Below are 18,246 nucleotides of genomic sequence, written 5' to 3'. Positions count from 1 at the left end.
AACACTTGTTTTTCAAAGCCTTAAATTAATAGAATATTGAAATAAACACCTGACTGTTAATTATTTTGTTAAAAAGATTAACACCAAAATCTTCAAATAGCCAAATAGAAGAGTAAATTTATTTCAACAACAATAAAATCTGCTTATGGAGTTTAGCCACAACGACGACCACGACAACTTATCGCTAGCAAGATTTGAGTCCATGTTAAAAACAAACAATGTGTTGTTTTTCGACTCTAACGAATTTGAGAACATTATCCATCATTATCTTGAGATTGGAAAAATAGCCTTAGCAAAGAAAGCGATAAAGATGGGGCTAGAACAACACCCTTCCTCCACGAACCTCCAACTGTTCCAAATAGAACTTTACGTCATGGAGAACAAGTTGGAAAAAGCAGACATCCTATTGGACAGACTTTATGAGTTGGAGCCGACCAACGAGGAAGTTTTTATCCAGAAAGCCAATGTCCTTTCCAAACGCGATGACCACAAAGGAGCTATCAACACCTTGAAAATTGCTTTGGACTTAAGCCAAGATCCAGACGATTCCGATTTGTACGCCCTTATCGGAATGGAGTATTTATTCTTAGATGAATTTGAACAGGCTAAGGGATATTTCTTGCAATGCTTGGAAATAGATATGCACGATTATTCTGCCTTGTACAACATCATTTACTGTTTTGACTTTTTGGACGAAACCGAAGAGGCTATCAACTTTTTAAATGATTATTTGGATGGTAACCCATATTGCGAAGTAGCCTGGCACCAATTGGGCAAGCAGTATTTCGCCCTTAAAGATTACAAAAAAGCTTTAGCTGCTTATGACTTTGCCATCATTTCTGATGACACTTTTGTGGGAGCTTATCTGGAAAAAGGAAAAGTTCTTGAAAAGCAAAAAAGGTACGGTGAAGCCATCGAAAACTATAAAATTACGTTGGCTTTGGACGACCCAACGTCCTTTGCCTTGTTGCGCATGGGTTATTGCTACGAAAAATTGGGTGACACCGAAATGGCTGTGCAGTACTTCTATAAAACCGTTCACGAAGATCCTTTATTGGACAAAGGTTGGATTGCCATCACCAAGTTTTACTTGAAGGCACGCAACTACCAAAAGGCTTTATATTATATCAACAAAGCCATCAATATCGATAGTGAAAATGTGCTGTATTGGAAACTATATGCACAAATCAACCACCGTTTGAACTTTCTGGAAGAAGCCGAAAGAGGTTACAAAAAAACCTTGGAATTGGGCAATTATGAACTACAAACTTGGTTATCACGCTCGGATATCCTCATTCAATTGGGAGAATTTGAGGCCTCTATTTACAACTTGATTCAAGCGGCAGAATTCTACCCTGAAACAGCTGAAATTGAATACCGTTTAGCAGGATTGCACTTTAAGCTTTTGGAAAGCGAAAAAGGGCATTACCATCTTAAAAACGGATTGCTTTTAAACGAAGAATTTGAATATATTCTGGAGGAATTGTTCCCTGAAGTTCACAAAGACCCAAACATTAGCAGGGTTTTGGTAAGTACCAAAAAGTCCTCTTCATAAAATTTAAAATCTACAAAATTTAATTGTCTAAAAAGCCAAGATACATGATTGTTTCCTTGGCTTTTTTGCATTTATAGACTTCCATTTTTTTCAAGATAAATTTTACAATTTCATTTCAGGTTTGCATATCGATACTCCAAAGATGTTTGTTACCTTTACGCTTCTTTATTGAAACCGAAACATGCAAAGACGCTTAATCGACTACATAGTTATTGCCCTTAAAGGTACCGCCATGGGTGCTGCCGATGCGGTGCCAGGTGTATCTGGAGGGACCATCGCCTTTATCTCAGGAATATACGAAGAACTAATTGACACTATCAGCAATGTTAATCTTTCGTTGCTAACAACCTTACGAAATGAGGGTTTTTCAGCCTTTTGGAAACAACTGAATGGAAATTTCCTTTTGGCCCTTTTAACAGGAATCCTTGTCAGTTTCGTGTCATTTATGAGATTGGCTAAATACTTAATTGAAAACCATCCTATTTTAATTTGGTCCTTCTTTTTTGGATTGATTGTTGCCAGTATCTACTTTGTTGCCAAACAAGTAAAAGCATGGTCTATGGGCACCATTGTAGCCTTGATCATAGGAAGTGTACTTGCCTATTACATCACTACCCTCCCCTCTTTGGGCAGTAATGAAAATCCGCTATTTCTATTTTTTGCAGGAGCTTTGGCTATTTGTGCCATGATTCTTCCCGGGATTTCAGGGTCTTTTATCTTGGTGATTCTTGGCGCCTATAAAACCCTTAGTGATGCTTTTCATGATTTTGATTTGAAGAGAATTGCTATTTTCGGTTTGGGAGCTGTGGTAGGGCTATTAAGTTTCAGTAGAGTTTTGAAATGGCTTTTTAAAAACTACCACAATACCACTCTAGCCATACTTACGGGGTTCATTTTCGGGTCGCTTAACAAGATTTGGCCATGGAAAGTTACGGATATGGTCATGGAAAAATCCAGCGGAACAATCCTTCCATTTTCAGAAATCTCAGATTTGGCCACACTTTCAGTGTACCAAAAACAAATTCAAAATTTTGACACCTATAAGTTGATTTCTGAACACAGCATCTTGCCTTTTAATTATTCTGAATTAAACAATCAACTAGTAAACAATCAAATACCAGCTGCTTTAGGCTTAATGATTCTTGGTTTTTTTACTATCTTCATTTTAGAAAAAATAGGCTCCAAAAACGTATAGCATGCACAGTACCAGGACACTTTCAGACCGCATTTTCCTTGTCATAAAGGGGCTTGCCATGGGTGCCGCCAATAAGGTGCCAGGGGTCTCTGGAGGCGTCGTGGCCTTTGTAGCTGGTTTTTACGAAGAGTTTATTTATTCACTTCAAAAAATAAACGGAAAAGCCTTTAAACTATTAATCAACAAACGGTATAAGAGTTTTTACAATTATATCAATGGGCGGTTTTTAGGGCTATTGTTTCTTGGGATGGTCGTGAGCTATTTTAGTGTTTCCAAACTCTTAGACTACTTTATAGTCCATTATGAACTCTATGTTTGGAGTCTCTTTTTTGGCATGATCATTGGCTCCATTTATTACATTCAGAAGGATTTTCACCATTGGCACACCAATACTATTTTGTCACTCATTATTGGTATTGCCTTAGGATTAGGTATTAGTTTTTTGGATCCGGCTAAGGAAAATGACAATTTATTGTTCGTGTTTTTCTGTGGTATTATAAGCGTATCAGGAATGACGCTTCCCGGGTTTTCCGGTTCCTTTATTTTGATTTTACTGGGCAACTATGTATTGCTTTTGGTAGACTCCGTGAATGCGCTTTTCGACACCTTTACCGACATCATTAGTGGCGATTTTCATTTTATAAATGATCCGCATCGCCTTAAAATGTTGAAGATTTTAGTAGTATTCACTTTAGGTTCTATAACGGGATTGGTCACCTTTTCACATGCTCTCAATTTTATCATCAAGCATTATAAAAATATCACCACGGCCAGTATAATTGGGTTTATCACAGGATCCCTTGGTGTAGTATGGCCATGGAAAGAGACCCAATACAAGCAAGATGTAAACGGTGATTTCCTTTTGGATTCTACCGGACAAAAAATTGTTGAAAATTACCAACGTTATATCCCCGAACTAAATTCCACAACTTATTTAGCGTTGTTATTTATAATTATTGGAATTCTTATAGTTTTGGGTTTGGATAAATACGGACAAAAAACACGTCGAGCACATGCATAAATTAGGATTATTGGGTAGGAACATTTCCTATTCATTTTCAAAAGGATATTTCACTAAAAAATTTGAATCAGAAGGGCTTCCCTTTGTGTACGAGAATTTTGATTTGGAAAACATTTCTGAATTGAAAACCACCTTAGCCAACAATCCGAATTTAATTGGCTTTAACGTTACCATTCCCTATAAGGAACAAATCATGCCGCTTTTGGATTCTTTGGACGACACAGCCCAAGAAATTGGAGCCGTAAATACCGTAAAACTGCAAAAAGACGGCTCCCTTAAAGGTTACAACACGGATTATTATGGCTTCCAAACCTCTTTGGAGCCCTATTTAAAACCGCATCACAAATCAGCTTTGATTTTGGGTACCGGAGGCGCTTCAAAAGCAGTAGCCTATGCCCTCAAGAATTTAGGCATCACATTTGATTTTGTTTCCAGAACCCCCAAGGCAAATGTCAAATATACCTACGCTGATATCACTGAAGAGCTCTTGAAACATTATACCGTGATTGTGAACTGCACCCCTTTGGGCACCCACCCCAATGTGAACCAGTGCCCAGACATTCCTTATGATGGCCTATCCCCAGAACATCTGCTATACGACCTTATCTACAATCCAGAACACACCAAGTTTCTAACCTGTGGAGATATTAAAGGGGCTACCACCGTTAATGGCAGTAAAATGCTGGAACTTCAAGCCGAAAAGGCTTGGGAGATCTGGAATAAGGTTTAAAATCGATTAAAATCACGGCCGCTCTTTTTGTTATGTAAGCGCTTGTTAGTATATTAGCTTTCTAAGTATTTTCAACTAAAACATTGTAAAAATGTCAGAGAAAGATAACCTGCAGAATGCAGACGGAAACAACGAACAAAACTCTGCTGAGATCCAAGATCAAAGCAACACAACCAACGCTTCAACCCCTACAGAAAATGAGCAGCCTACTGTAGAAACCGAAACTCCCGAAACAGAGACTGCCCAAAACACCAACCCAGCAGAAGAAAGTGCAGCGCCTAAAAAGGTGGATGCCCATGTAGAGGAAATTGACGAGTCCAACGCAGAAGATGCCGAAGACGAAGACAACAGCCAAAGACACACTGTAGAAAGTAAGGATTACCATGCCATGACCATGGGTCAGCTTCTTAAGGAACTTGATTATTTGCTCAAGCATCATAAAATACAGACTATCAAGTCGCAGGTGAATGATATCAAAACTGAGTTCAACGATAAATTCGGTGAACTTTTAGAAGAAAAAAAGGAAGAGTTCATTAACGACGGTGGCAATGAAATAGACTTCTATTTTATTACTCCAGAAAAGAAAGACTTCAATTCACTTTACAAAGAATACAAAAGCAACCTACACGCTTATTACAAAAGCTTGGAGCGTAATCTAAAAGACAATCTAGATAACCGTTTGCGCATCATTGAGGAAATTAAAGGCTTGATCAATGTTGAAGAAAACATCAACACGACTTACAAGCACTTTAAGGAACTTCAGGAAGAATGGCGCAATGCTGGCCCTATTCCAAGAGATAAATACAACAATGCTTGGAACACCTATCACCACCATGTGGAAATATTTTATGATTTCCTTCATTTGAACCGCGATTTGCGCGACATGGATTTCAAGCACAACTTGGACCAAAAACTTAAAATTATTGAGCGTGCCGAAGAGCTAGCCCAAGACAACAATGTCAATAGAAGTTTTAGAGAGCTACAGGTACTTCACAAAATGTGGAAGGAAGATTTAGGACCTGTTGCCAAAGAATACCGTGAAGAAATCTGGGAACGTTTTAGCAACGCTACCAAAATTATACACGATAAGCGTCAAGCTTATTATGCCGATTTGGACAAGGCTTATGAAGCTAATTTGGAACGCAAAGAAGAGATTATTTCCAAAATTGAAGCCATCAGCAAGGATATTGCAAAAACCCATCAAGCATGGCAGAAAAAAATTAAGGAAGTTGAAGCGCTTAGACAAGACTTTTTTAATGCAGGAAAAGTACCGATTAAGGTAAATGAAGCCACTTGGGCCAAATTTAAGGGAGCCGTTAGAGCCTTCAATAAAAACAAAAACGCCTTTTATAAAAACCTTAAAAAGGAACAATATGATAACCTTCAGAAGAAATTGGATCTTATCCAAGTTGCTGAAGACAACAAGGACAGTGACGACTTTGAAACCATCACACCGTTGATGAAGAAAATCCAAAATGATTGGAAAAAAATCGGGCACGTTCCAAGAAAGGATAGCGATAAAATCTGGAAGCGTTTCAAGGCTGCCTGCAATGCATATTTCGATCGTTTACATGCTGAAAAGAATGCTGCCAACAAAGAGCAGTTTGAAGCTTTCGACAAAAAGAATGAGCTACTTGACAGTTTAGGAAAAACAACCCTAAGCGGCGACGTAGAAGCAGATATTGAAACTATCAAGGAAAAAATAGCCGAATGGCAAACCATTGGTCACGTACCGCACAACAAACGTTTTATTGAAGGAAAATTCAATAAAGCTTTAGATGAGTTGTTTGGTAAACTGGACATGGACCCTTCGGAAATTGAAATGATCAAGTTTGAAAACAAGCTGGAAACCCTTTCGCAACCAAACGACACAAGTCTTTTGGACAACGAGCACAACTTTATCCGCAAAAAAATTGATGAAGTTAAAAGTGAAATCAACCAGTTGGAAAACAATCTACTATTTTTCTCCAATGTCGATGAAGACAACCCAATGGTAAAAGATGTTCTTAACAATATCGAGAACCATAAAGCGACCTTAAATACCTGGGAAGAAAAGCTGAAAAAGCTTAAGGAGATGTACTAAAAAATCAAATCCTATCTGTGGTTGCCCACAGATAGGATATTGACCCCTAACTAAACTAAATTTAATACCTTAAAATAAATCCGCTTATTTTATATTAAGGCTAACCTACTTATGATTATAAAACTATAATCATAGTTCTATATTACATATACGTAGCAACTCTTGTATTTGGATTATGTATTTTCAAAAAAAATCAAAAATTATTGATTTTTAGCTTCTTCCCAATACACATCCATTTCTTTAAGGGTCATATCCTCTAAAGATTTATTCAATTCCTTGGCTTTGGACTCCAAATATTTAAATCGGGAAATAAACTTTTTATTGGTGCGCTCCAAGGCATTTTCAGGGTTGATTTTTAAAAATCGAGCATAATTGATCAGGGAAAAGAACACATCTCCCAATTCATTTTCCATAGCTTCCACATCTCCCTCCTTCACTTCTTCCTGAAGTTCCTGAAGCTCTTCCTCTACCTTTTCCCAAACTTGATGTGGTTCTTCCCAATCAAATCCTACACCTGCAACCTTATCCTGTATACGACTAGCCTTTACAATGGCAGGTAAACTTCTAGGCACACCTTCCAAGACACTTTTCTTTCCTTCCTTAAGCTTTAATTGTTCCCAGTTGCGCTTTACATCTTCCTCATCATTCACGGTTACATCTCCATAAATATGTGGATGACGATCGATCAACTTATCACAAATACTATTACAAACATCTGCAATATCAAAAGCCTGTGTTTCACTTCCTATTTTGGAATAAAACACAATGTGCAACAGGACATCACCCAATTCCTTTTTGATTTCTTCCAAATCATTGTCAAGGATGGCGTCTCCAAGTTCATAAACTTCTTCTATGGTAAGGTGCCTTAGGGATTCCATGGTTTGCTTTCGGTCCCAAGGACATTGCTCACGCAACTCATCCATGATTACCAACAAACGCTCAAAGGCTTTAAGCTGTACGGTTTTATCTGTCATAACTTGAGGTAAGGATTTTAATGACTCAAAAGTACAACTATTTGCGTTTACCCAAAGACAAAGTACGTCTTTAGGTAAACACATTTGGATAGTTTTTATTCTTCTTCTGAAGCAGCTTCGGCTTCTGCAACTGCTTTTGAAGTTTCTTCAACGGCAGCTAACAAATCATTGTTTTGCAGCAAGTTGTACCATTGAATAATTTTCTTGATATCGCTAGCATATACGCGATCTTCATCATAATCCGGAAGGATTCCAAAGAAATACTCCTCTAGTGCTTCCTTATTGTCTTTATGGCTAACGGAAGTTGCTTTTCCCTCTTCCTTCTCCATAATTTTTTCAAACACTTTAAACAGTGGTAATTCTTCTGTCAAAGTATAAACGGCAATCTCGCTCAATACACTAATGTTGTTGTGTACGTTTACAGAGATACGCTTTTTATCGATAAGGGACTCGGCAATAATACCACTCCTTGTTTGTGTGACTATTTTAAATAATCCTGGCTTTCCTGAAATTGAAAGAATTTTATCTAATCCCATAAATTGTATTAACTTTTTTATAATTCGGTGGCAAATATAATTTTTTGCCTATGCTCTTTTAACTCTTAGCGCTTCTTTTTTAAAAGTGGGAAACGCATTCTGTAATCCACTCTAATTTTTCCTTTGGCAATATTGGCAAGCTTTCCTTTAATTAAGCGCTTTTTTAGCGATGAAAGCTTGTCTGTAAACAACACGCCATCAATATGGTCATACTCATGTTGAATCACTCGAGCAATCAACCCGTCAAACTCCTCTACTTTCGTTTCAAAATTCTCGTCTTGGTATTGCATTTTGATTTTTGGCTTTCTGAACACGTCCTCACGCACATCTGGAATGCTTAAACAACCTTCGTTGAATCCCCACTCTTCCCCTTCTTCTTCCAAAATTTCGGCATTGATAAAGGTGCGCTTGAAGTTTTTCAATTGCTCCTGTTCTTCTGAAGTAAATGATTCATCTTCTGCAAAAGGCTCCGTATCTACAATAAACAAACGGATAGGCAAGCCAATTTGTGGTGCTGCCAAACCAACGCCGTACGCGCCATACATGGTTTCGTACATATTTTCTATAAGCGCGTCTAATTGTGGATAATCCTTGGTGATGTTATCTCCTTTTTTTCTCAGGACTGGGTCACCGTAAGCAACAATTGGTAAAATCATAAGTATTTTATTTTCGGATGCAAAAATACAACTATTAGTGCGTTTTTGAAATTTTAGAAAGGTTTTTAATTGTCTTGGAATCTTCCAAATTAGCCAGTGTTCCTATGATTTGGAATACAGATAACTCTGTAAAATTATGGTAGCACTAATTTCGTCTATCAAGGCCTTGTTTTGGCGCTGTTTCTTTTTTAGACCGCTATCAATCATGGTTTGAAAAGCCATTTTGGAAGTAAAGCGTTCATCCACTCTTTCAATAGGCGTATTGGGGAACCGCTCTGCCAACTTTTTCAAAAACGGTTGAATGGCCGCCTCACTTTGGGAAGGCTCATCGTTCAATCGCTTAGGCTCTCCCACCACAATGCACACCACATGTTCCTTGGAAAGATAGTCTTCCAAAAATAGCAATAATTCCTTTGTGGCAACTGTGGTAAGCCCAGAGGCGATGATCTGCAACTCATCGGTTACAGCCAAACCTGTCCGCTTGGTTCCAAAATCAATGGCTAAAATTCTTCCGTTCATGCCACAAAAATACCATTTTAAAATCCATATTTTCTAAAGGCTTTGCCAATTTTCTCCTAAATCCCCATTATTTGGACATCTCCTTTTTAAGTAAAAATTATCGGCTTATCTTTGCATGAATTTTGAAATGACAACAATGAACGAATTACAACAGATTATTGAAAACGCTTGGGAAGACAGAGCTTTGTTGACAGAGCAATCTACCATTGACAGCATTAGAAAAGTGATCACTTTACTTGACTCTGGAGAGTTGAGAGTTGCCGAACCAACTGCCGATGGATGGCAGGTAAACGAATGGGTAAAAAAAGCCGTAGTGCTTTATTTCCCTATCCAAAAAATGGAAACTTTGGAAGTAGGCATTTTTGAATTCCACGATAAAATTCCATTGAAGAAGGGCTATGCAGAAAAAGGAATTAGAGTAGTTCCTCACGCTGTTGCACGTCACGGAGCTTACATTTCTGCAGGTACTATTTTAATGCCTAGTTATGTAAATATTGGAGCTTACGTAGACGAAGGAACGATGGTAGACACTTGGGCTACCGTAGGAAGCTGCGCGCAAATTGGTAAAAACGTACACTTATCTGGTGGTGTTGGAATTGGCGGAGTTTTAGAGCCTCTTCAAGCTGCTCCAGTAATTATTGAAGACAATGCCTTTATCGGTTCTCGTTGTATCGTTGTAGAAGGTGTTCGCGTTGAAAAAGAAGCGGTATTGGGTGCAAATGTGTGCTTGACGGCTTCTACAAAAATTATTGACGTAACAGGAGACGAGCCTGTAGAAATGAAAGGTGTGGTTCCTGCAAGATCTGTAGTAATCCCTGGAAGTTACACAAAGAAATTTGCTGCTGGTGAATTCCAAGTACCATGTGCTTTGATTATTGGAAAACGTAAAGAAAGTACAGATAAAAAGACTTCTTTAAACAATGCGTTGCGCGAGTACGATGTAGCCGTGTAATCACATATATTTTCACAAACACTCTTACTCTAAGGGTGTTTGTGATTTTTCACCTTACCCATATTTATCCAAACCGACTTCCTTAAACGTGAAAATACTTATTATTCAAAAGAAAATGATTGGTGACGTGCTCGCAACAAGTATTTTGTTTGAGGCACTCAAAAAGAAATATCCAAAGAGTGAACTGCACTACGTCATCAACAGCAACACCTATCCCGTTGTAGAGAACAATCCTTTTATTGATCGGTTTTTATTTGTGACTCCAGAAATAAAAGCGAGTAAATTGAAGTTCTTGAATTTTCTAAAAATCATCAAAAAGGAAGAGTATGACATCGTCGTTGATGTATACAGCAAGTTTACAAGTGGATTGATGGCCGCCGTCTCAGGTGCCGAAATGAAGATTTCACAACATAAATCCTACACCTCATACATTTATACCCATACGTTTAAGAACAAAAAAGTACCTGCTACCAATGCAGGACTTGCTATAGAAAACAGACTACAATTGTTACACCCCATTTCTGAATCCCTTTCAGAAACCATCATCAAACCTAAAATTTACCTGACCGATAGTGAAAGAGCTTCGGCCAAGGAACGATTGCTAAATGCTGGCATCAATTTAGAACAACCACTTTTTATGATCGGTGTTTTGGGAAGTGCCAACACCAAAACCTATCCCTTGCCACATATGGCCAAAATTATTGATGCCATAGTTGCCAAAACCCAAGGACAGATTCTATTCAATTACATTCCGAATCAAATTACGGAAGCCAAGACCATTTACAATTTCTGTAATAAGGCTACTAAAAAACACATCTTCTTCGATGTTTTTGGTGAAAGTATTCGGGAATTTTTGGCATTGACCAGCCACTGTTCGGCATTGATTGGTAATGAAGGTGGCGCAGTAAATATGGCCAAGGCACTTGAGGTGCCAACATTCACAATTTTTTCTCCTTGGATCAAAAAAGAAGCTTGGAACATGTTTGAAAATGGGACCACCAATGTGTCGGTTCACCTTAAGGATGAAAAGCCCGAACTTTACGAAGGGAAATCCTTAAGCGACATGAAAGATGATGTGTTTACTCTATACGAGGCCTTTCCTCCTGATTTGATTTTACCAAAACTGGAACATTATCTCGAGCAGTTTTAAACCGGCTTTTGGATACCGAAATCGGTCCAAGCGCGTTTCTCCTTTTTGGTCGTGGCGCGAATGGCCAAATTCTTATCGATAGATTCTTGATTTTTATACCCTCTTGGATGGTCCAAGTGCAAACAGATGGCACTATACCTAATTTGCTTTGACTTTATACCATAATTGAATAAGCGTTCCCCCAACTCTCTATCCTGACCTCCGTACTGCATACGCTCATCAAAACCATTGATTGCCAAAATATCCTCTTTCCAACCAGAAGCATTGTGGCCGTTCCAACTAGCATTGGTTGGCGTCATGGCATTCAGCAATTTACTTTTGAAACCAGAAGCCGTCAACTTATTGTTTTTAAAGGACACTTTTAGACCATGCTCTTTAAGCCAGTTCACCCTAAAGCATCTTTGGGAAAGGATATCCTCTTTTGTTATCAATTCCGAAATGGGCATTGGTAACATAAAATAGCCCCCAGAGAGGAAAAACCCAGGTTCTCGATAATCCATATGCACCTGTACAAAATCTTCCCTCGCTATACAATCGCCATCACTCATCAAAATATAATCGGCCTTACATTTTAAAATAGCCTTGTTCAGGATTTGCGATTTTTGGAACCCATTGTCCTCATGCCATACATGCACAATTGGAAAATCGACCTCAGCTCTCATCCGGTCCAACAAATCGAAAGTAGGCTGTTTTGACCCATCATCGGCAATCACAATTTCAAATTGCTTATAGGTTTGCGCCGCATAGCTCCAAAGCACTTTTTCCAACCAGGCTTCGGAATTATAGGTACTGATAATTATTGAAATTTTTGGTTTACTCATCTCTTTGCTGTTCTATTCCGTAGGCCGTAACGGTAGATTTTGTTTTTTTGGTCTGCTTTCTAATGGCTTTGTTTTGGTTCAAAGCTTCTTCATTTTTGTAGGGTCTTTCGTGATAAAGGTGCACGCAAATCACACTATATCTCGCCTGAATGAACTTCAAGCCTTTGTTCATCAATCGCTCCCCTATTTCACGATCTTCACCTCCATAGCCCATGCGTTCATCAAAACCGTTTACATCCAAAACATCTTGTTTCCAGGCAGATACATTCATTCCGTCGAAGGTAGCTTTGGTAGGTGTAAAAGTATTTAAAAACCATGATTTTACCCCAAAGGAGGTCAATTTATTTAGCTTAAAGGTCTTTTCAAGCCCAAGGTCCAACAACCATTTGGCATCGAAACAACGTTGACTTTCCACATCCTTTTTGATAATATCCTTCGAAATTTGCTCTGGCAACTTAAAATACCCTCCAGAAATCACACAGTTGGACTGCTGTAGCCGTAAATGCGTTTCCACAAAATCATTTCTTGGAATGCAGTCCCCATCTGTAAAGATCAAATATTCGGCATTGGCCAACCTAATGGCCCTATTCAATATTTTGGTCTTTTGAAACCCATTGTCCTCTTGCCACACATGGATAATGTTAAGCGATGAATTAGCTATAAAGCCATCTATTAAGTCCTTGGTTTCTTTGGAAGACCCATCATCTGCAATAAGGATTTCAAAATTGGGTTCGGTTTGCACTTCATATCCCCACAACACTTTTTGCAACCATTCCGGTTGGTTGTATGTGCTAATGATTACAGTGGCCTTTGGTGTTTCCATTAGTGCAAAAATACTATTTTTACATCCAATTTGGTGACCATGCTCAAACTATCAGGGGTAATTATTACCTATAACGAAGAACGAAACATTGAACGCTGCCTACAATCTTTGGTAGGTATTGTGGATGAAATTGTGGTGGTTGACTCATTTTCAACCGATAACACTAAATCCATCTGCGAGAAGTACAAGGTCACCTTTATTGAACAGCAATTCTTGGGATATATAGAACAAAAAAACTTTGCCCTCCAACAGGCATCCCATGATTATATTGTCTCCTTGGATGGTGATGAAGCCCTTTCGGAAACCTTACGAGACGCTATTTTAAAGTTGAAAGATAATTGGCAATGGGATGGCTATTACTGCAACCGTTTCAATAATTTCTGTGGACAGTGGATCAAGCATTCCGATTGGTATCCCAACAGAAAACTTCGTGTTTTCGATCGTAGAAATGCGTCTTGGAAAGGGATCAATCCTCATGACAATGTGGTCTTGCATGACCCCAAAGCAAAAACGGGGCAATTGAAAGGTGATTTGCTACACTGGACCTATCAAACCTATTCAGAATTCAACCAAAAAACAGAATACTTTTCAAGTATTGCCGCCAAAGCCTATTTTGATTTGGGCAAAAAAGCCAGCTTATGGAAAATCGTTTTCAACCCGACATGGGCCTTTTTTAAATCCTATGTACTAAGATTAGGTTTTTTGGACGGTTTAAACGGCTTGGTCATTTGTATTCAAACAGCCAACATCACATTTTTAAAGTATACCAAACTTCGGGAATTGTACAAAAATCAGGATTAGCGCTTTTTCTTCCTCCAAAAAAAGTACTTCTTTTTGAAGGCTTCCTTCTTCTTGAAACCAGAGGAAAACTTCTTTGAGAAAAAATACATCTTTTCTTTGATTTCTTCCTTGGGCGCTCCAATCAATGTGGCGTATTCGTCACTAATAATATCCAACATATAATCTTTGGGAGACAAACGCGCAAAATTGTTCAAACGCATATCCAAATCCAGCTTTTCAAAGCGCATTCTGTTCAAGTCTACCAAATTGAACTGGTATTCACCATCCACTTGCTTTATCAAGGTATTTCCTGGGGAATGATCTAAAAAGTGCACCCCTTTTTCGTGAAGCTCATAAGTAAACCTAGTGAATTCCCTCAAAATACGTTCGTAATCCTCGCACATGGGTTCATCAATAAGTTTCCTAATCGTGAAATCGTATTCCAGTTGCTTACTAATGTAATAACTCTCCTTAAAAAACAAAGGTGTTTTGTGCTCTACATAGGCCACGGCATCTGGAGTACCAATGCCCATCCCCTGCAGTTTACTGGCGTATTCAAACGAACGTTGGGCCTTGCTTTTTCTAAAAAAATTGTAGACAATCTTGTTGATTAAATTAGGCACCTTAAAAGACTTCACATTACAATGAATGCCATTTATATCTAAGGTTTTAATCACATTTCTATATCCTGTACCAATTAATTCCCCCGAAGAATCAAAACGCTGCAAGGCCTCTTCAAGCATTGGTTTGGATATATTTACATTTTTATCGATGACAATTTTTGTAGGCATTTTAACTATATTTCGCGCTACAAAAGTAGCCTTTTCATCACAGTTAACACAGCCCAACCCAAATCGAATGAATATTTTACATTATTTTTGCTCACGAATACACCCTGAATGATGTTTAAACACTACCTCATAACTAGATTTAACCTTAAAAATCCTAGTTGGAATACCACAAAAAATAATGAAACCCTCCTTACCGACGAATGGATGGAACATAGAATGTGGTTATTTGAAAACTTTTGCCTTCCCAGTATTTTGGCACAAAGCAACCAAAATTTTAAGTGGCTTATTTTCTTCGACAGTTCAACATCAGATAAATTCAAGGAACAGATCCAGGAACTTTTAAAAGGGCATGAAATCATTCTACCTTTTTTCATTGATGGTATGGCAAGTTTTCACCCGTCAATCATGGATTTTATCACACAGGATGCCAGTAAAGAAGACTATATTATCACCTCTAGAATAGATAATGACGATTGCATCAGCAAGTATTACATAGATACCGTTCAGAAGCAATTCAAGCAACAAAGCTTTTTGGCTATTGATATTGTGAAGGGCTATTCGCTTCAAATATCTCCTGAGGTCATGTTGGGCAAAAAAGAACACGTATTCAATCCTTTTATCAGTCTTATTGAAAAGAAGGACAATTTCAAGACGGTTTGGCAAAGTGACCACAATATGTGGAAAACGGAGAACCGTATAGTTAAAGTGACCAAAGAGCGCTTGTGGATGTCCATAATCCACGAAAAAAACAAAGTGAACATGTTTGATGGTTACGATGCCGTGGATTGGAAAGCCATAAAATCTGATTTTGTGGTTTCAAAAGAAATAGACGCATTTGTAAGCCAAAATCTAATCCCTGAAAAGGAATGGAAGACACTTAGTTTGAAAAACAAACTTTATGTGAAGTACGTACTACTGAGCAAAACGCTAAAAAAAGGATTGGGGATTTATAAATTGAAAAAATAATGAGATTAATACAGTTTACAGCATCGAACGGATGGAGAGGACATGAGCAGAAAATTATTTATCTCTATGAAGCTTTCAAAAAATACGGATATGTAGAAGACCAATGGATCATGTGCCCAGAAGATTCTGAGGTTTACAGAGTGGCTTCTAGCAAAAACATGCAAATCATCCCCTATAACTACAAAAAGGAATATGATCTTGGCCTAGCCAAAGACATCAAACGTATTTGTGAAAAGCATCAAGTAGATGTCATGCTCATCCATAGTAGTAAGGCGCACACTTTGGCGGTAATGTCTAAATTATTCTACAGGCTTGACACCTCTTTGGTGCTATGCAGAACCCTCATAAAGCGTGTGGATACCAATGTTCTAAGAAAGTGGAAATACAATTATGATGGTATTGAAAAAATCATCTGTGTGTCGCAACCGGTGGTTGAATCCTTAAAACCGGCTGTAAAAAACCATGACAAGTTTTGTGTTGTGGGCAGTGTCACCGATATAGAGAAATTCCCAAAACAAGCCCCTACAGGAATTCTGCATGAGGAGTTCAATATCCCCAAAGACTATAAAATCATTGGAAATATTGCTGAGTTTACAGGCTTTAAAGACCACTACACTTGGGTGGAAACGGTTGAAATTTTAGTGAACCGAAACAACATCAAAGCTAAATATATTTTGGTAGGAAAAGGAAGCTTGGAAGAAGACATTAGAAATTATGTGGCCCAAAAAGGATTGAGCGAACACATCATTTTTGCTGGTTTTAGAAAGGACATCCCCAACATTTTGCCGGAATTCAATTTATTCATGTTCACCTCCAACAACGAACCTACGGGTGGCGTTCTATTGGAATCCTATGCCTGTAAAGTACCGATTGTTGCCGCCAAGGCCGGGGGCATTCCTGAAGTTATTGTTGATGGCGAAACAGGGTTGTTGGCCGAAGTTGGCAACCCAACCGATTTTGCCGATAAAGTAGAACAATTATTGGCGGACGAAGCGCTTCAAAAGAAATTGACGGCCAACGGCTATCAGTTTTTGGTTGAAAATTTCACCAAGGAAATCATTGCCAAAAAGTTTTATGAAGAACTCAGAGCAACTATGAAGTCATAGAATCTTCTGGAAGCTTTATTTTTTCGCCCAACTTATGGTTCAAGTGTTCAACGGTTAATCTTTTATAACCGCCCCAAGGGAAAAAGGTCAATTCACCAAAATAGATTTTATCCTTTACCGAGTATAAGTCCACTCTAATAAACACAAATTCCTCCGATAGCTTTTCGGCCACCTCAATCATTTCCTCCAGGTTGTCTGGACGTTTGACCTCTTTGGATAAATAGTTTGAAGTATTGGTATCTGGACTTATTTTCTTCCAGTTCAAATCGTAGTAACAGTTGCGGTACTTACCATCAACAAAGGTTTTCACCCAAATGCACTCTACCTTTCCGTGAATACAGAAAAACTTATAGTCGATAATATTATCACTGTCCAATTGGTCTAAATAGTGCTCTGCTACAATTCTAGGTTGCACATCTTTATAAACACGCTCAAAATACTTGTGGTAATAATTTTTGCCCAAAAAGCCCTGCAACTCCTCTTTGGTTTTGTCCCAATCTACTTGTGATTTGTCCTTGACAATTATATTATACCCCGAACCATGGGTACCCTTCAAAACAAACTTTTCCGGCATGTCCTGTAAATCCTTGGTTTCAGGATTGTCATAAACATCTACCAAATCTATCAAGTATTCCTTGCCAACTTTTTCCTCTACATACTTTCTAACCTCATATTTATCCACAAAATTCCCGTAAGATTCGTCATAGAGGTTGAACTTTAACCACTGAAGTTTCTCAACAAATTCCTTAGGATTATGCAGGTCAAGCTCCTTATTGTTTTTCAACTTATAGGAGGCTTTTGCAAAGCCAACTTCATTTCCTGTTGACTTGTGATAATTTGTTAGTAGGCGATAGTATTTTTTTCTAAAAAAGTTCATGTTTGAAATTTTAGGGCGGACAAAAATAGTAATTCAAATAGGATTATCTTTGCTTTTTAAGTTCTTATTATGAATAGTATAACAAAAGAAGCCATTGAAGCTTCCAAAATTCTTCAACAAGGCGGAACCATCCTATACCCCACCGATACGGTTTGGGGCATTGGTTGTGACGCCTCCAACCCTGAGGCCGTCCAAAAAGTGTATGAGCTAAAACAACGCAGCGATTCCAAAGCCTTAATTTGCTTGGTCGCCGATGAGCGCATGCTCAAAAAATACGTCAAAGACATCCCTGCTGCGGCCCCTGACTTCTTTGACATTCCAGGGCAGCCTATCACCATAATTTATGAAGGACCACAAAACTTGGCTCCCAATCTCGTGGGCAGTGACGATACCATTGCTATCAGGATTCCAGACAACGACTTCTGTTTTCAGTTGCTGAGAAAGTTTAACGGTGCCATTGTTTCCACCTCAGCCAATATCAGTGGGCAACCTACGCCAACTTCCTTCGAAGAAATCTCTGAGGAGATTTTAAAAGGTGTGGACTATGTTGTAAATTTGCCCAGCGAAAAATCAAAAACAAAACCGTCCTCCATTATTAAACTAGGTAAGGATGGTGAGGTTAAAATTATAAGGAAGTAATCTCCTAAATTTCAATCTATCAATTTCAAAATAAAACCTAGAAATTGAGGTTTTGAAAACTGGCATTTCATT

General features: G+C 38.3%; 19 protein-coding genes. 11 read left to right on the top strand and 8 right to left on the bottom strand.

Annotation, left to right across the window (positions count from 1 at the left end):
- Positions 1–145 precede the first annotated feature (145 nt).
- The 5 genes from AC6I5C_RS10180 (at position 146) to AC6I5C_RS10160 (ending at position 6,584) form a co-directional block, all read left to right on the top strand.
- Complete coding sequence (locus AC6I5C_RS10180; RefSeq protein ID WP_497905064.1) at positions 146–1,555, top strand: tetratricopeptide repeat protein; 1,410 nt, start codon at positions 146–148, stop codon at positions 1,553–1,555.
- Positions 1,556–1,736: 181 nt separating this feature from the next.
- Positions 1,737–2,750 (top strand): DUF368 domain-containing protein, encoded by a 1,014-nt coding sequence (locus tag AC6I5C_RS10175; protein WP_497905063.1) that lies wholly within the window; start codon positions 1,737–1,739, stop codon positions 2,748–2,750.
- A 1-nt stretch (position 2,751) separates the two neighbouring features.
- Entirely contained in the window at positions 2,752–3,771 is a 1,020-nt protein-coding gene (locus AC6I5C_RS10170) for a DUF368 domain-containing protein (protein WP_497905062.1), read from the top strand.
- On the top strand, positions 3,764–4,501 hold the full coding sequence (locus tag AC6I5C_RS10165; RefSeq protein WP_497905061.1) for a shikimate dehydrogenase family protein: 738 nt from the start codon (positions 3,764–3,766) through the stop codon (positions 4,499–4,501). The genes AC6I5C_RS10170 and AC6I5C_RS10165 overlap by 8 nt, the downstream gene beginning before the upstream one ends.
- Before the next feature lie 91 nt (positions 4,502–4,592).
- Positions 4,593–6,584 (top strand): DUF349 domain-containing protein, encoded by a 1,992-nt coding sequence (locus AC6I5C_RS10160; protein ID WP_497905060.1) that lies wholly within the window; start codon positions 4,593–4,595, stop codon positions 6,582–6,584.
- Positions 6,585–6,784: 200 nt separating this feature from the next.
- On the opposite strand, the gene mazG is transcribed toward AC6I5C_RS10160, so the two are convergent.
- From mazG to ruvX, 4 genes are all read right to left on the bottom strand, one after another.
- Positions 6,785–7,558: a nucleoside triphosphate pyrophosphohydrolase gene (gene mazG, locus AC6I5C_RS10155; RefSeq protein WP_497905059.1), complete on the bottom strand. Its 774-nt coding sequence runs from the start codon at positions 7,556–7,558 to the stop codon at positions 6,785–6,787.
- 95 nt (positions 7,559–7,653) lie between these two features.
- Entirely contained in the window at positions 7,654–8,094 is a 441-nt protein-coding gene (locus AC6I5C_RS10150; protein ID WP_053975587.1) for a DUF5606 family protein, read from the bottom strand.
- 65 nt (positions 8,095–8,159) lie between these two features.
- Positions 8,160–8,750, bottom strand: coding sequence for a peptide deformylase (def, locus tag AC6I5C_RS10145; RefSeq protein ID WP_497905058.1), 591 nt, complete (start codon positions 8,748–8,750; stop codon positions 8,160–8,162).
- Positions 8,751–8,852: 102 nt separating this feature from the next.
- Complete coding sequence (gene ruvX / locus AC6I5C_RS10140; protein ID WP_497905057.1) at positions 8,853–9,269, bottom strand: Holliday junction resolvase RuvX; 417 nt, start codon at positions 9,267–9,269, stop codon at positions 8,853–8,855.
- A 136-nt stretch (positions 9,270–9,405) separates the two neighbouring features.
- Between ruvX and AC6I5C_RS10135 the strand changes: the two genes are divergently transcribed.
- Positions 9,406–10,221 (top strand): 2,3,4,5-tetrahydropyridine-2,6-dicarboxylate N-succinyltransferase, encoded by an 816-nt coding sequence (locus AC6I5C_RS10135; protein ID WP_053977017.1) that lies wholly within the window; start codon positions 9,406–9,408, stop codon positions 10,219–10,221.
- 88 nt (positions 10,222–10,309) lie between these two features.
- Positions 10,310–11,371, top strand: a complete 1,062-nt coding sequence (locus tag AC6I5C_RS10130; protein ID WP_497905056.1) for a glycosyltransferase family 9 protein — start codon at positions 10,310–10,312, stop codon at positions 11,369–11,371.
- On the opposite strand, the gene AC6I5C_RS10125 is transcribed toward AC6I5C_RS10130, so the two are convergent.
- Together AC6I5C_RS10125 and AC6I5C_RS10120 are read right to left on the bottom strand one after the other, a co-directional pair.
- Positions 11,368–12,192 (bottom strand): glycosyltransferase family 2 protein, encoded by an 825-nt coding sequence (locus AC6I5C_RS10125; protein WP_497905055.1) that lies wholly within the window; start codon positions 12,190–12,192, stop codon positions 11,368–11,370. The two genes, AC6I5C_RS10130 and AC6I5C_RS10125, sit on opposite strands and share 4 nt — an antisense overlap.
- Positions 12,185–13,015, bottom strand: a complete 831-nt coding sequence (locus AC6I5C_RS10120) for a glycosyltransferase family 2 protein (RefSeq protein ID WP_497905054.1) — start codon at positions 13,013–13,015, stop codon at positions 12,185–12,187. Before AC6I5C_RS10120 ends, AC6I5C_RS10125 begins: the two co-directional genes overlap by 8 nt.
- A 39-nt stretch (positions 13,016–13,054) precedes the next feature.
- Here AC6I5C_RS10120 and AC6I5C_RS10115 point away from each other — a divergent pair, with 39 nt between their 5' ends.
- On the top strand, positions 13,055–13,816 hold the full coding sequence (locus AC6I5C_RS10115) for a glycosyltransferase family 2 protein (protein ID WP_497905053.1): 762 nt from the start codon (positions 13,055–13,057) through the stop codon (positions 13,814–13,816).
- Here the strand turns inward: AC6I5C_RS10115 and AC6I5C_RS10110 are convergent.
- Positions 13,813–14,586, bottom strand: a complete 774-nt coding sequence (locus tag AC6I5C_RS10110) for a Kdo domain containing protein (RefSeq protein ID WP_497905052.1) — start codon at positions 14,584–14,586, stop codon at positions 13,813–13,815. The two genes, AC6I5C_RS10115 and AC6I5C_RS10110, sit on opposite strands and share 4 nt — an antisense overlap.
- Before the next feature lie 108 nt (positions 14,587–14,694).
- Here AC6I5C_RS10110 and AC6I5C_RS10105 point away from each other — a divergent pair, with 108 nt between their 5' ends.
- Entirely contained in the window at positions 14,695–15,552 is an 858-nt protein-coding gene (locus tag AC6I5C_RS10105; RefSeq protein WP_497905051.1) for a glycosyltransferase, read from the top strand.
- Positions 15,552–16,658 carry a glycosyltransferase family 4 protein gene (locus AC6I5C_RS10100; protein WP_497905050.1) on the top strand — a complete coding sequence of 369 codons (1,107 nt, stop codon included), beginning with the start codon at positions 15,552–15,554 and terminating at the stop codon, positions 16,656–16,658. Before AC6I5C_RS10105 ends, AC6I5C_RS10100 begins: the two co-directional genes overlap by 1 nt.
- Here the strand turns inward: AC6I5C_RS10100 and AC6I5C_RS10095 are convergent.
- Positions 16,645–17,535, bottom strand: a complete 891-nt coding sequence (locus AC6I5C_RS10095; RefSeq protein ID WP_497905049.1) for an ATP-grasp fold amidoligase family protein — start codon at positions 17,533–17,535, stop codon at positions 16,645–16,647. The genes AC6I5C_RS10100 and AC6I5C_RS10095 overlap by 14 nt on opposite strands.
- Positions 17,536–17,604: 69 nt before the next feature.
- Between AC6I5C_RS10095 and AC6I5C_RS10090 the strand changes: the two genes are divergently transcribed.
- Complete coding sequence (locus tag AC6I5C_RS10090; RefSeq protein ID WP_497905048.1) at positions 17,605–18,174, top strand: L-threonylcarbamoyladenylate synthase; 570 nt, start codon at positions 17,605–17,607, stop codon at positions 18,172–18,174.
- The last annotated feature ends 72 nt before the right edge of the window (positions 18,175–18,246 follow it).

It is taken from the genome of Mangrovimonas sp. sgz306409 (assembly GCF_059735265.1).
This window is presented reverse-complemented; position numbering and strand designations above follow the sequence as displayed.